The following is a 12,802-nucleotide window of genomic DNA, read 5'->3' as shown; positions in this document are numbered from 1 at the left end:
GGCAGTTACCGACGCGAGTGATCAAGTACGACGAGCCGTTCGAGGCCCGAGGTTAAAGATCAAGCTAGAGCATGTCCCGCATCCGCGAGATCTCGCTCGTCTGCTGGGCGATCACCTCGTCGGCCATCTCCTCGATCTGGATGTTGTTGCCCTGTCCCTTCACGTCCGTGGCCATCGTGATCGCGCCCTGGTGATGGGTCGTCATCAGCGTCAGGAAGAGCTGATCGAAGGCCTTTCCGTCAGCCGCGCGGAGCTCGTCCAGTTGTGCCTCGGTCGCCATCCCGGGCATCGTGGCGTGCTCGTGCCGTTCGGCCTTCAGCGGCTTTCCGTGCGATTTCAGCCAGCCCTTCATGGCCTCGATCTCCGGCTTCTGGGCGGCGGCGATCCGCGCGGCGATCCGTTTCACCTTCGCCGACTCCACGCGCTCAGGGGCGAGTTCGGTCATCACGAGGGCCTGGGCGTGGTGTGCGATCATCATGCGGGCGTAGGAGACATCCGCCGAGTTGGGGGAGTCGTTCTCCGAGTGCTGGTCGGCGGCTTCCTGGGCGGACAGGGTGCGGTTCGCCTCGCCGGGCTCGCCGGGCGCGATCACGGCGGGTCCGTCCGCGGCGGCCGGCTTCCGGTCCGGACCGGAGTCGCAGCCCCCGGCCGTGAGTGCGGCCAGGGCGACCAGCCCCGTCATGACGACGGACGTGCGAGACGGGCGGCGGAAGGGCACAACGACCTCCTGTGGCAGGCGTGTTGGTGGACACCTGGTGATGCTTACGGCCATTCGGGCATGTTCGCGGGTCATTGACCGAGCGACTTCTTTAAGATCCTGTTGCTGCCTGTTGGTATGTGCATGACGAGGACGATACTGCGTGGTGCGTGAACCGTTCCGAAGGGAACGGAACCAGGGAGGAAAAACAGTGAACCTGTTGAACGACCGCAGAACACGCCGCAGACGCCTGGGGGCAGGCGCGATAGCCGGCGGACTGCTGGCCGCGCTCCTCGTGGCGGCGCCGGCCGGGGCCACCCCCGACCCGGGGGACGTCCCGCCCAAGCCGAAGGAAGTCTCCAAGAGCGCGCAGGCCGAGGCGCGCGAGGCCATCGAGAACGGCGAGATACCCGGCCGGGACGAGATCGTCCACTCCGCGAACATCGAGCACGTCGCCAACATCCCCAAGGACGTGCTGTCCGGCACCAACACGGACCTGGCCTTCCAGGGCAGGTACGCCTTCGCCGGCAACTACGACGGCTTCCGCATCTTCGACATCAGCAACCCGAAGGCACCGAAGACGGTCGCCCAGGTGCTGTGCCCGGGCTCCCAGAACGACATCTCCGTCTCCGGCAACCTGCTGTTCCTGTCCACCGACTCCTCGCGCAGCGACAGCAGTTGCACCAGCACCACGCAGCCGGCGACCGAGAAGTCCTCGTGGGAGGGCATGAAGGTCTTCGACATCAGCGACAAGCGGAACCCGAGGTACGTCGCCGCCGTCGAAACCGCGTGCGGCTCGCACACCCACACGCTGGTGCCCGAGCGGCGGAACGTCTACGTGTACGTCTCCTCCTACTCGCCGGACGCCACGTACCCCGACTGCCAGCCGCCGCACGACGGCATCTCCGTCATCAAGGTGCCGCGCAACGCCCCCGAGAAGGCGGCGGTCGTGGGCTTCCCGGTGCTGTTCCCCGGCGAGGGCCCGGACGGCGGCGGCAACCCGGGCGGGCCCACCAACCCGGGCGTCTCCAAGACCACCGGCTGCCACGACATCACCGTGCTGCCCTCGGCGGACCTGGCCGCGGGTGCCTGTATGGGCGACGGCATCCTGTTCTCCGTCAAGGACCCGGAGCACCCGAAGGTCATCGACCGGGTGCAGGACAACGTCAACTTCGCTTTCTGGCACTCGGCGACCTTCAACCAGAAGGCGAACAAGGTCGTGTTCACCGACGAGCTCGGCGGGGGCCCCGCGCCCACCTGCAACGCGGCGACCGGCCCGAACCGCGGTGCCGACGGCATCTACGACATCGTCGGCAAGGGCGACAAGCGCAAGCTCGTCTTCCGCACCTACTTCAAGATCCCCCGACACCAGGCGGACACCGAGAACTGCGTGGCCCACAACGGCTCTCTGATCCCGGTGAAGGGCAGGGACCTGATGGTCCAGGCCTGGTACCAGGGGGGTGTCTCCGTCTGGGAGTTCACCGACTCGTCGAAGCCCAGGGAGATCGCCTACTTCGAACGCGGCCCGGCCAGTACCGAACAGCTGACCTTCGGCGGTTCGTGGTCGGCGTACTACTACAACGGCTACATCTACTCCAACGAGATCACCAAGGGCTTCGACGTCCTGAAGATCAAGGACCGGCGCACGGACCCGGCACGGTGGGTCCACCTGCGTGAGCTCAACGTGCAGACGCAGCCGGACTACTTCGGCTGACCCCGCGGGTCGCACTCCGGTGCGGCCCCGGTCGCGAAGAACCGCGACAGATCCCTGTCACTCCTCCCGCCGGAGGCTCCGGCCTCCGGCGGGACACCCAGCTCCCAGTCGAGCCGGTAGCGCTTGAACAACTCGGCCCGCAGCACCGGAACCGGCATCGGCACCCCCGGCACCAGGGCGGCGTACACGGCGCCCATCAGCAGGGCCCGCAGCATCGGGTAGTCGCTGTCGACGTCCCGCGACCCGTGCCGGGCGACGGTGCCCCGCAGCAGTTCGGCCAGGCGGCGCTGTTCCGGGCAGGGCACGAAGCCCTCGGCCTGCAGTAGCCCGGCCATGTGCTGGCGCATCAGCACGGGCCGGTCCCTGGCCAGGCCCAGGATCGCGTCGATGGCCCGCGCCATCCGCTCCCGGCCGTCCTCGGTACGCGGCTCGCGCTCCAGCGCCTCCTCCAGCGTGCGGTGCATCAGCCGGTGCACGGCGGACTGCACCAACTGGCGCTTGCCCGGGAAGTAGTACGAGACCAGCCCGCGGGCCGAGCCCGCCCGGTCGGCGATGTCGCCGAGCGTCGTGGCCTCGAAGCCGCGCTCGCCGACCAGTTCGACCGCCGCTTGGAGAAGCCGCTCCTTCGAACGCCTCCGCAACTCTTCATTGACCGAGGCGCTGCGCGGGGACATGCTGAAACTCCTGCGTTGACTGGCTGCCAGCCAACTATACTCGGAGCCGTCCGGCCGGGACCGCGCGGTCCCGGGCCGGTGATGCCGTCTGCCTCGGGCGACACGGGGGATCGTCCGAGGCGGGCGAGCATGTGAATGGTGGTGGCCTCAGCTCACCAGGTCCAGGACCGGCCGCAGTCCGTCCGGCCGGTCGGTCACCGGCAGGTGGTCCACGAAGTGCACCCCGCATCCCAGGGCGGTGGCCCCGCCGTCCGCCTTGCGGTCGTCGCCGACCATGAGCGTCCGGCGCGGATCGGCGCCGAGCGCCTCGCAGGCGGTGGCGAACAGCCGCGGGTCGGGCTTCTGGATGCCGTGCTCGTACGACAGGACGTACACGTCGATGTAGCGGTCCAGGCCGTGCTCGCGGAACACCGGGCGCAGGTCCCAGCCGATGTTGCTGACCACCCCTACCGGGATGCCTCGCTCCCGCAGGGTGCGGAGCACCTCCACGGCGTCCGGGTACGGGGTCCATGCCGCGGGTGTCATATGGCGGTCGTACAGCGCGTCGTGCAACGCCGGGTCGGGCAGCGTGACCTGGCGGGAGAGGCCGGTGTAGGCGGCCCGGTGCAGTGCGGCGCTCTGGTCCCGGATCAGCCAGGAGCCGGCGAGTTCAGCCGGCACCCGTGCGGGACCACCACCGCCGGGCAGCGCCCCTACTGCCTCCAGCGCACGCACGGCGGCGGTCAACTCCGCCTCGGTGAAGGAGACTCCGGCATCGGCCACGACGCCGCGCAGCCAGGAGTCGGTGGACTCGACACGGAACAGCGTTCCGGAGAAGTCGAACAGCACAGCCGTCATGGGGCGATCCTACGAGGCGGTGTCAGGGTGGGTTCGCGGCTGCCGGTGCTGGTGCGCCCACACCGCCAGGGCCACCACCGTCGCGCCCAGCAGCCAGCCGCCCACCACGTCCGACGGCCAGTGGACGCCCAGCCAGACACGGGTCAGCCCCACGCCGACCACGGACACGACGGCCACGGTCACGGCCGTACGCCACACGGCACGGCCGACGCCGTGACGGCGCAGGAGCCAAAGGAGAAGGCCGCACACGACCGTGGCGGTCATGGCGTGGCCCGATGGGAAGGCCGCGTAGTGGGCCGAGTCGACGGGGTCGGGCCAGACCGGGCGGGGGCGGTCCACCAACGCCTTGAGGGCCTGCTGGAACAGCGTGCCCAGCGTGACCGCCAACGCCAGCCACAACGCCGTCCAGCGCGCCGCCAACCTCACCACCAGCCACACCATGACGACCGCGCACAGCAGTCGCATGGTCCAGGGGTCCCACACCCAGTCGGTGAGGATGCGGCACGCCTGGGTGACGCCGGATTCCTCGACCGCCCAGCGGTGGGTGGTGGCGGAGATGTCTCCGTCCGCGCTGATCAACGGACTCCATCTGGTCGCGACGAGGGTCAGCAGCAGGGCGGAGCACAGGGTCAGGAGGCCGGCCGACCGGGCGGCGGTGCGGTGCTTCGGGCGGGGCGGGGAGTCGACGGACGGGGCGTTCATGATGTGATCCTCGCCGAACCGGGGCCTCCGGATCCAGTACCGCAACGATCTTCGGGCCCCGAACCGCATACTTCGGCCACCTTGACGCCCTCTCCGGCGCCCGCGAAATCGGTACGGACGCCACCGGCGCCCCAGGTCATGAGTCCCGGCTACCCCAGCGCCCGCAGCCCCGGTCCGAACGCCACCAGCACCGGCACCACGGGCACCAGTGCGGCCGCCGCCGTCAGCCGCAGCCGGCGTGCCGGGGGCAGACGGTCCGGGGGAGTGAGGAGCCGGTGCACCCGTGCCGGGACATGTGCCTGCGGGGTCGGGCAGGGGCCGAACACACCGCGGTGCTCGTTGAGTTCGACCAGGGCCAGGGCCGTGGTCAGGCGGCCGAAGCGGCGGGACGCCGTGTCGTCGGCGGCGAGTTCGACCAGACGGTGCATCTCGTCGCGGAACGCGGCGAACACCGGCACCTGCGGAAAGCCGCCCGCCAGTGCGGAGGAGGAGTTCAGCAGCCAGTCGTGCCGGGCCCGCGCGTGCCCCTGCTCGTGTGCGAGCACGGCGTCCAGCTGCCGGCCCTTCAGCCGGCGCAACGCGGCCGTGGTGACCACCAGTTGGGGCGGAGCGCCGGGCTGCCACCAGGCGTCGGGCTGCTCGCTCTCCAGGACGACGAGCCGGCCGGACACGGCCACCTCGCCCGGCAGCAGCGGCGCCCTGACCAGCAGATCGGCACGTCGGCGGCGGCCCCGGGCGCGTGCCCCGCCGATCTCGCGGACCAGCATCGCCGCGCTCCACAGCCCGCCGCCGGCCAGTGCCACGGCGGTGGCCGCCGCCCAAGGGCCCGCCGTACCGAGGGCGTAGGCCTCGACGACCGGGCTCGGCGCCGTCGCGAAGACGGGCCCGCCGACCGCGTCCCAGGCCGCCGCCGCGCTGAGCGTCATCGCCAGCGCACAGCACACCAGCACGGCCGCAACCACGCACTGCCACACCCACAGGGCCACCACCGGCTCACGATCCGGCCAGTCCGCCCGGGCGAGCAGCCGGGGAGCGACCACTGCGATCAGGGCGCCGAGCAGCAACAGTGCCGCGGGGAGCATCATGAGGCGCAGCCTATGAGTGACGCGGCGCTCAGGGGTACGACTTGTGGCGCCGAAGTGACGCAGGCAACGGATCCGTACGGCGTACCGGGACGGTCCCGCTCACAGCGTCAGCAGCATCGCCACCGTCGAGATCCCCATTGACAGCCGGCAGGCCCGCGCCAGCTCCGGCCGGTCGCCCCACCCGGCGGATCCGCCGCCCCCGGCCCCGCTTCCCGTCACGGCGGCCACCGGCACCAGCCGGACGCCGGTCAGCAGCACGTACCCGGCGAAGTAGAGCAGCAGCGCACCCGTCAGGAGCGGGACTCCCGATCCCCCCTGCCCGTGCGCGTGTACGGGAGTCCCGGCCATGACGACGGACATGTAGACCATGGCACCGGCCCCTACCAGATGGTGGAGGTGGTGCGCGCCGGCCCGCGCCGCCCACAGCGCGGGGACCGCGGCCGCCCCGAACATCACCGCGTACACGGGCCAGGCCCATGAGGGCGGAGTGAACACCGCCGTCGGCACGGCCATCGCGGCCATCCCGAAGCCCATCAGCGCCTCGCCGCCCGCTGTGGTGCGCTGCTCCCCGGCGCCACTGCGCATCCGCGCCAGGCAGTAGGCGCCGGTCACCGCGCAGAGCGCCACCAGCAGCCAGCTGGACGAAGCCGGTCCGTGCACGCGCACCTCCCTGCTCGACGGTCGGTCAGCTCGGCAGTCGGTCAATCGATGCCCGGGCCATGCGGCGCGCACGCGAGCGCAAGGTTGTACACGGGGAGCATCCGACGGAGCACAGCAGGTGAGATGACATTTTCCAAGTAAAACACCTGTTAATCTTGTGTCCTGTGAACAGCGCGGCCCCTGCCCCCGACTTCCCGCCCGCCCGGCGTCTCCCGCTGGCGGGTGTGCTGCGCGTCGGCCGTCCCTCGGACATCTGGTTCAAGCCCGCGCTGAGCGTGGTCGCGGCGATCGCCCCGCCCAGCCTCACCCTGCTGGCGCTCGGCCGGCTCGACCTGGCGATGTACACGATGGCCGGATCCCTGTGCGCGCTGTACGCCCACAACCGGCCGTACGCCGCCCGCGCAACGGCCCTGGTGTGGGTGGTGCTCGGCATGCTCGGCGGGCTCACCGTCGCCCTGGTCGCAGCCTCACTCACCGGCAGTGCCGTCGTGCTGGTCACCGTCGGCGCTTTGCTGGCCGCCGCGCAGAAGGTGCTGTGCGACGCCACCCGGGTCGGACCGCCCGGCAACGTCGTCCTCACCTTCGTCAGCTCCGCCTCCCTGTTCGCGCCGCAGACCCTCGCCCAGGTCCCCGGCCATCTGGCCCTGGCCGCCGGGACGGGCGTCTGGGCCTGGCTGGTCTGCATGGCACCCGCGCTGGTCCGCCCGCACGGCCCGGAGCGACGCGCCACCGCCGCCGCGCTGAAGGCCGCCGCCGCGTACGCCGAGACGGGTGGCACCGGTGAGGGCCATGCCCGGGCCCGCGCCGCGGGCTACGCCGCCGTGCCGGCCGCCTGGCAGGCGCTGCTGTCCACCGGTGCCCGTTCCCGCACCCGCCACGCGCTCGAACGGCTCGTCGTCCGTGCCGAGGTGGCCCTCGCCGCGCCGACGGAGGCGGACGCCGCCCGTCTGCGGGCGTGGGCAGGTGCGCTGCGCGGCACCGGGCCCGTCCCGCAGGCCGGGCTGCCGCGGGCGGCCGCCGACGAACTGCTCGGTGTGGACGCGGCCCGCGGTATCTGGGCGCGGCTGGGCCCGCTGACCCCCCTCGCGGTACGCACCGCGCTCGGCTGCGCGCTCGCCGGTTACGCCTCCCTGGCCCTCGGTATCGGCCGCCCCTACTGGGCCGTGGTCACCGCCGCCTCGCTCTACCAGGCGAACGTCGTCCTGACTTGGAGCCGGGCCGTCCAGCGCGTCGTCGGCAACGTCGTCGGAGTGCTCGTCTTCGCGGCCGTCGCACCGCTCGCGCACCTGGGCCAGGCGGCCCTCGTGCTGTGCTGCCTCGCGTTCAGCTTCGGAGCCGAGCTGCTGATCAGCCGCAACTACTGGCTCGGCAGCGTCTGCGTGACCCCCATGGCGCTGCTCATCACCGAGTTCGCCGGGTACCAGCAGCCGGGCGAGCTGATGACGGAGCGGGTCGTGGACACGGTCGTCGGCGTCCTGGTCGGCTTCGTCGCCGCCGTGGCCGTCACCAACCGGCGTGCGGGCGACCGTGTCGAACGGGCCCTGACCGCCGTCGGCCGGGCCCGCGAGCGAGCTGCCCGCCTCCTGGCCGAGCCGGACCCCGACGCCACCGCCCTTGAAGGCGCCCGCCGTGGACTCGCCGTCGCCCTGGCCGAGCTGCGCGCCAGCGCCGACGCCGCGGCCGGCGAATGGTGGCAGCGCACCCTGCCCCAGGAGCGGGTCGTACTGGCCGAGCAGTCCGGACACCGTACGCTCGCCGCGACGGCACGACGCCAGGGGCTGCTCCCGGACCGGGGCAGGGACACAGAGACGGAGGACGCACGGCCATGACGGCGACGGATGGACCATCGGCCAACGGGGGGCCAGGGGGCGGCCCGGAGCCGGGGGCCGGGGCCGACCCGGCGGCGGGCCCGAGGCAGGTGGCCGGAGGGGAGCCGGTGGGGGACAGGCGGGTGCCTGAGGGGGCTCGGACGGCGGGAGAAGACCTTGCCGATCGGGGCCAGGGGGCTGGAGAGGGCTCAAGTGGCGGGGGTTCCACTGCTGGGGGTGATCCGGTCGTCGGGACTCCTGCCGCCGGAGGGGGCCTGGGCGGCGAGGCCCCTGGGCGTGGACGGGGTCTGGCCGGTGAGGCTTCCGCGGCCGAAGGGGGCTTGGGCGGCGCCGCCCGAGCGGCTGGAGGTGATCCGGTCGTCGGGACTTCTGCGGCTGAAGGGGGCCCGGGCGGCCAAGCCCCTGCGCCCGGAGGCGGTCTGGCCGGTGAGGTCTCTGTGGCTGAAGGAGGCCTGGCCGGTGAGGCTCCTGCGGCTGGACGGGATCCGGTCGGTGATGTCATGGCCGTCGGTGGGGACTTCGCCGGCCGTCGGCGGGGCGATACCGTCGCCGCCGTCGTCCGGCAGTGGCAGGCCGTGCACCCCGGGCTCGACACCGGGCCGATGGAGATCATCGGGCGGATCAACCGTTGCGCCGCCCTCCTCCAGCAGGCCGAGGACGCGCCCCTGCGCAGGGCGGGGCTCAGCCGTCCCGAGTTCGATCTGCTCGGCGCGCTGCGCCGCACCGGGCACGAGCTGACGCCCGGGGAGCTGGCCCGGGAGACCTTCTCCTCGGGCGCCGCCGTCACCAAGCGCCTCAAGCAGCTGACCGAACGCGGCCTGGTCGAACGCCGCGGCGACACCCGCGACCGCCGGGTCGTCCACCTCCGCCTCACCGACGCCGGACGCGAACTCGTCGACGGCATCCTGCCCGCCCAGCTCACGTACGAGACCGCCGTCCTGTCCGGTCTGGACGGCCCCGAGCAGGGCGAACTGGCCGCTCTGCTCGGCGAGTTGCTCGGCCAGCTGGAAGGCCGCCTGGGCGCGCTGCGGAGCTGAACCGTCCACCGGCGGGGGCCGGCCCGGGCCACAGCCGCCCGGGCGCCGGCGGTCACAGCACGTCGTGCGCCGTGCGGCGGTGCGTGGAGCGGCGGTCCTTGATGGCCGGCCAGCGATCGCCGTAGATGGCGCGGGTGATGGCCGGTTCGCGGACGAAGTCGTGCGGGAAGCCGAGCGGCACCGCGCTCACCTCGTCGAGGCGGGCGAGGGCGTCCGCGTCGAGACGGACGTCGACGCTGCCCAGATTGTCGGCGAGCTGACTCTCCGGTCGCCGCGATGATCGGGACCACGTTGCCCGGCCGGGCCAGCAGCCAGGCCAGCGCCACCTGGGCCGGACTCCAGCCGCCCTGCTCGGCGACCTCCAGGACGGCACTGATCACCGCCTCCTCGCGCGGGTCGACGTCACCGCCCGCGGTGCCCAGCCGCCCCGTCTCGCCCCTGCGGTACTTGCCGGTGAGCTTCCCGGCCGCGAGCGGCGCCCAGGCCGGCACGGCCAGGTCGAACGCCCGGGCCTGGGGCAGCAGTTCGCGCTCCGGGGTCCTTTCCAGCAGGCTGTAGCGCAGTTGCGAACCGGCGAACGCGGTCCAGCCCCGCAGCTCCGCCATCGTGTTGGCCTGCGCGATCTCCCAGGCCGGCCAGTCCGAGACACCGACATACAGCACCTTGCCCGCGCGGACGAGGTCGTCCAGGGCCCGCATGACCTCCTCGACCGGTGTGAACTTGTCCCGGGCGTGCACCCACAGCACGTCCAGCCGGTCGGTGCGCAGCCGCTGAAGGCTCGCCTCCACCGACTGGACCAGGTTCTTGCGGTGGTTGCCCGCGGCGTTGACGTCGCCGTCGCGGATCCCGCAGGTGTACTTGCCGGCCAGCACGAACGCGTCGCGGCGGCCCTGGAGCAGCTCCCCGAGAATCCGCTCCGAGCTGCCGTCGGTGTAGTTGTTGGCGGTGTCGATGAAGTTGCCGCCCGCCTCCGCGTAGGCGTCGACGATCCGGGCGCTGGCCTCCTTGCCGGCGCCCCAGCCCCAGTCGTCGCCGATGGTCATCGCGCCGAGGCTCAGCTCGCTCACGCGCAGACCGGTCTTGCCGAACAGTGTGTAACGCACGGTCGCTTCCCCTCCGGGCAGGTCGTACGCACGACGCTAGGAGCTGGAGCGCACTTCAACGCAGGCCACGGCCCCCGGTGTCACCCACCGTTGCCTCAGCCCTCGGCGCCCGCCCGGTACACGCCGAACATCGCTCCCTGTGGGTCCCGCAGCACCGCGATGCGCGGTCCGTCGGGCACGGAGGTGGGGACCATGAGGACGTCGCCGTGCGTCTGGACGACGGCGGTCGTGGCGTCCACGTCCGCCACGGCGAAGTACGGCAGCCAGTGCGCCGGAACCTCGGGTGGGAACTTGTCGTCCATCGTCACCATGCCGCCGAAGTCCGCGCCCCCGACGCCCCATTGGGTGTAGCGCTCCGAGGCGTTGACGGTCCAGCCGAACACCTGGCTGTAGAAGGCCACGGCCTGTTCGGGATCCCGGGTGTACAGCTCGGCCCAGCTCAGCGAACCGGGCGCGTTGAACAGCCCGGCGCCCGGGAAGGTCCCCGCCTGCCACAGCTGGAACACGGCACCGGCCGGGTCGGCGGCCACCGCGAACCGTCCCGCGTCGAACACGTCCATCGGGCCGAACAGCACCGTCCCGCCCGCCTCGGTCACCTCACGGGCGGTGGCGTCCGCGTCGGTCACCGCGAACGCCACGTTCCACGCGACCGGCTGCGACGGCTGGTACAGCGGGGCCAGCGCGGCGACGGCCGCGTCCCCGAGGTGCGCGATGGTGTAGCCGCCCGCCTCCTGACGCGGGTCCGTCTCGGGCCGCCAGCCGAACAGCCTCGTGTAGAACCGCTGGGCCGCCTCCAGATCGGTGGTCCCCAGCTCGATCCAGCAGGGCCCGCCGGTCACCGGTGCGTCGAGCTTCATGGCGTTCCTTCCGCAGGGAGTCCCCGGGCATGAGCCTCTCCAGCACGCTAGGCCGCGGTCCGTCCTCCCCGCCATCCGGGGAAACCCACTGGTGTGCCGCACCGGCCCCGGCATACCCTCGGTCCGTACCGCACCGCGTGGCGGCCTCCAGCTCCTTCACCCTGCCCGGAGGTCTCCCATGCCCGCGCTCGAGGTGCGCCCCTTCCGCCGAGCCGACCGCGACCAGCTCACCGACCTGGTCAACATGCACGTGGCGGCCGTCGTCCCCGGCCTCTCGGTCTCGGTCAACACCGTCCTGAGCGACCTGGAGCGGCAGCCCGGCGAGTTCATCACCGACCCGTGGGTGGCCGAGCGGACGACGCTCGTCGCCGAGCAGCGCGAGTACGTCGTCGCCGCGGCCCATCTGCTGCGCTACCGCGCCGACGCCGAGGTCGGCGCGCCCTACCGGGACGCCGCCGAGATCGACTGGTTCGTGTGCCGTCCGGCGGCGTCCTTCTGGCCGGACGCCGACCAGGCAGCGGACTTGCTGATGCGGGCGTGCCTGGCGCAGTTCGCCCGCTGGAACGTCCGCGTCCGGTACGCCGACGGCGCGCTGCCCGCCCCCCTCGTCTACGGCCTGCCCCGCAACTGGCCGCACATCCGGGCCGTCTACGAACGCGCGGGCTTCCGGCACGTCGGGGACACCGAGGTCATACTGATCGCCCGGGTGGCCGACCTGCCGGAGCCCGAGCCCCGGCCGGGCGTCACGATCGAGCGCACGCTGGGGGAGTGCGGCACCCGCTACACAGCCCGCGGTGACACCGGCGCCCTCGGGTTCGTCGAGATCGATACGGCCCTGGCCCGCCCGGAACGCCACGCCCGCTCCGTCGGCCTGGCCGACATCGGCAACCTGCGCATAGACCCCGCGCAGTACGGCACGGGACTGGAGCACTGGCTGCTCGCCCAGGCCGCCGACTGGCTCCGCCTGTGTGGTGTCGACCGGCTCGTCGCCTACGAATCCGCCGCCGACAGCACCATGCTCGGCCACCTGACGGGCGCGGGCTTTCGCGAGCTGACCCGTACCGACCGCGGCTGGGAGCACCGCCCCGGGTGACCCCAGCTGCCCGGGCGGTAGCAGGAGCACAGCGCGCCGCCCTCTCAGATGCCCGGCCGGTAGCGCATCGGATGGTCCGCCGGGACCTCCACCAGCACGATCGGCGTCCCGTCCGGATCCGCGATCCACATCTCGACCAGCCCCCAGGCCTCCTTCACCGGGGGCCGGACGATCTCCACGCCCTTCGCCCGCAGCTCGTCCTGCGCCGCCGCCGCGTCGGCGACCTGGAGCCACAGCCGCGTCGCCGGCGCCGGCGGGGTCTCGGACCGGCCCGAGACCTCCAGGAAGCCACCGCCGAGGAAGTAGACCGTCCCGCGTTCCGGCCCCGTGCCGAACTCCCGGTACACGGCGAGCCCGAGATGTTCACCGTAGAAGGCACGGGACCGCTCGGGGTCGGTGGGGCGGAGCAGAATCCGGCTGCTGAGTACATGCACCATTCACGGAGCCTAGCTTGATCTTTAACCTGTGCGGCGGGGTCGTGTGGTTGTTGACTTCTTCGTTCGCTGTTTCGTAG

General features: G+C 72.3%; 12 protein-coding genes and 1 pseudogene. 4 read left to right on the top strand and 9 right to left on the bottom strand.

What is annotated here, in order from left to right; translation table 11 throughout:
- Positions 1-64 precede the first annotated feature (64 nt).
- A complete protein-coding gene (locus tag AOQ53_RS35540; protein WP_059423733.1) occupies positions 65-682 on the bottom strand; it encodes a DUF305 domain-containing protein in 618 nt (205 codons plus the stop codon).
- A 226-nt stretch (positions 683-908) separates the two neighbouring features.
- Between AOQ53_RS35540 and AOQ53_RS35535 the strand changes: the two genes are divergently transcribed.
- Positions 909-2,411: an LVIVD repeat-containing protein gene (locus AOQ53_RS35535; RefSeq protein ID WP_059423730.1), complete on the top strand. Its 1,503-nt coding sequence runs from the start codon at positions 909-911 to the stop codon at positions 2,409-2,411.
- Here the strand turns inward: AOQ53_RS35535 and AOQ53_RS35530 are convergent.
- From AOQ53_RS35530 to AOQ53_RS35510, 5 genes are all read right to left on the bottom strand, one after another.
- Entirely contained in the window at positions 2,399-3,085 is a 687-nt protein-coding gene (locus AOQ53_RS35530) for a TetR/AcrR family transcriptional regulator (protein ID WP_059423728.1), read from the bottom strand. The two genes, AOQ53_RS35535 and AOQ53_RS35530, sit on opposite strands and share 13 nt — an antisense overlap.
- 147 nt (positions 3,086-3,232) lie before the next feature.
- On the bottom strand, positions 3,233-3,922 hold the full coding sequence (locus AOQ53_RS35525) for an HAD family hydrolase (protein WP_059423725.1): 690 nt from the start codon (positions 3,920-3,922) through the stop codon (positions 3,233-3,235).
- A gap of 9 nt (positions 3,923-3,931) precedes the next feature.
- Positions 3,932-4,624, bottom strand: a complete 693-nt coding sequence (locus tag AOQ53_RS35520) for a phosphatase PAP2 family protein (protein ID WP_059423731.1) — start codon at positions 4,622-4,624, stop codon at positions 3,932-3,934.
- A 149-nt stretch (positions 4,625-4,773) separates the two neighbouring features.
- On the bottom strand, positions 4,774-5,709 hold the full coding sequence (locus AOQ53_RS35515; protein ID WP_059423723.1) for a M56 family metallopeptidase: 936 nt from the start codon (positions 5,707-5,709) through the stop codon (positions 4,774-4,776).
- Between the two features lie 99 nt (positions 5,710-5,808).
- Positions 5,809-6,369, bottom strand: a complete 561-nt coding sequence (locus AOQ53_RS35510; RefSeq protein ID WP_059423721.1) for a DUF5134 domain-containing protein — start codon at positions 6,367-6,369, stop codon at positions 5,809-5,811.
- Between the two features lie 164 nt (positions 6,370-6,533).
- Between AOQ53_RS35510 and AOQ53_RS35505 the strand changes: the two genes are divergently transcribed.
- Both AOQ53_RS35505 and AOQ53_RS35500 read left to right on the top strand, forming a co-directional pair.
- A complete protein-coding gene (locus AOQ53_RS35505) occupies positions 6,534-8,198 on the top strand; it encodes an FUSC family protein (protein ID WP_059423719.1) in 1,665 nt (554 codons plus the stop codon).
- A gap of 500 nt (positions 8,199-8,698) precedes the next feature.
- A complete protein-coding gene (locus tag AOQ53_RS35500; RefSeq protein ID WP_059423717.1) occupies positions 8,699-9,235 on the top strand; it encodes a MarR family winged helix-turn-helix transcriptional regulator in 537 nt (178 codons plus the stop codon).
- 52 nt (positions 9,236-9,287) lie between these two features.
- On the opposite strand, the pseudogene AOQ53_RS35495 reads toward AOQ53_RS35500, so the two are convergent.
- Positions 9,288-10,338: pseudogene (locus AOQ53_RS35495) on the bottom strand (aldo/keto reductase).
- Positions 10,339-10,433: 95 nt separating this feature from the next.
- Positions 10,434-11,195 (bottom strand): VOC family protein, encoded by a 762-nt coding sequence (locus tag AOQ53_RS35490; protein ID WP_059423715.1) that lies wholly within the window; start codon positions 11,193-11,195, stop codon positions 10,434-10,436.
- A 178-nt stretch (positions 11,196-11,373) separates the two neighbouring features.
- On the opposite strand from AOQ53_RS35490, the gene AOQ53_RS35485 reads away from it, so the two are divergent.
- The gene (locus tag AOQ53_RS35485) at positions 11,374-12,288 is read left to right on the top strand and encodes a GNAT family N-acetyltransferase (RefSeq protein WP_059423713.1); all 915 of its coding nucleotides are present in this window, start codon (positions 11,374-11,376) and stop codon (positions 12,286-12,288) included.
- Between the two features lie 44 nt (positions 12,289-12,332).
- Here the strand turns inward: AOQ53_RS35485 and AOQ53_RS35480 are convergent, their stop codons facing one another.
- Complete coding sequence (locus AOQ53_RS35480) at positions 12,333-12,725, bottom strand: VOC family protein (protein WP_059423711.1); 393 nt, start codon at positions 12,723-12,725, stop codon at positions 12,333-12,335.
- Positions 12,726-12,802: the final 77 nt, after the last annotated feature.

The sequence above is a fragment of the Streptomyces azureus genome, from assembly GCF_001270025.1.
GTDB lineage: Bacteria > Actinomycetota > Actinomycetes > Streptomycetales > Streptomycetaceae > Streptomyces > Streptomyces azureus.
This window is presented reverse-complemented; position numbering and strand designations above follow the sequence as displayed.

Bases quoted from the DNA above. Each gene is read 5' to 3' on its own strand.
- AOQ53_RS35485 (WP_059423713.1), top strand. From the start codon at position 11,374: ATGCCCGCGCTCGAGGTGCGCCCCTTCCGCCGAGCCGACCGCGACCAG.
- AOQ53_RS35500 (WP_059423717.1), top strand. From the start codon at position 8,699: ATGGCCGTCGGTGGGGACTTCGCCGGCCGTCGGCGGGGCGATACCGTC.
- AOQ53_RS35530 (WP_059423728.1), bottom strand. From the start codon at position 3,085: ATGTCCCCGCGCAGCGCCTCGGTCAATGAAGAGTTGCGGAGGCGTTCG.
- AOQ53_RS35520 (WP_059423731.1), bottom strand. From the start codon at position 4,624: ATGAACGCCCCGTCCGTCGACTCCCCGCCCCGCCCGAAGCACCGCACC.
- AOQ53_RS35540 (WP_059423733.1), bottom strand. From the start codon at position 682: ATGACGGGGCTGGTCGCCCTGGCCGCACTCACGGCCGGGGGCTGCGAC.
- AOQ53_RS35490 (WP_059423715.1), bottom strand. From the start codon at position 11,195: ATGAAGCTCGACGCACCGGTGACCGGCGGGCCCTGCTGGATCGAGCTG.
- AOQ53_RS35515 (WP_059423723.1), bottom strand. From the start codon at position 5,709: ATGATGCTCCCCGCGGCACTGTTGCTGCTCGGCGCCCTGATCGCAGTG.
- AOQ53_RS35480 (WP_059423711.1), bottom strand. From the start codon at position 12,725: ATGGTGCATGTACTCAGCAGCCGGATTCTGCTCCGCCCCACCGACCCC.
- AOQ53_RS35525 (WP_059423725.1), bottom strand. From the start codon at position 3,922: ATGACGGCTGTGCTGTTCGACTTCTCCGGAACGCTGTTCCGTGTCGAG.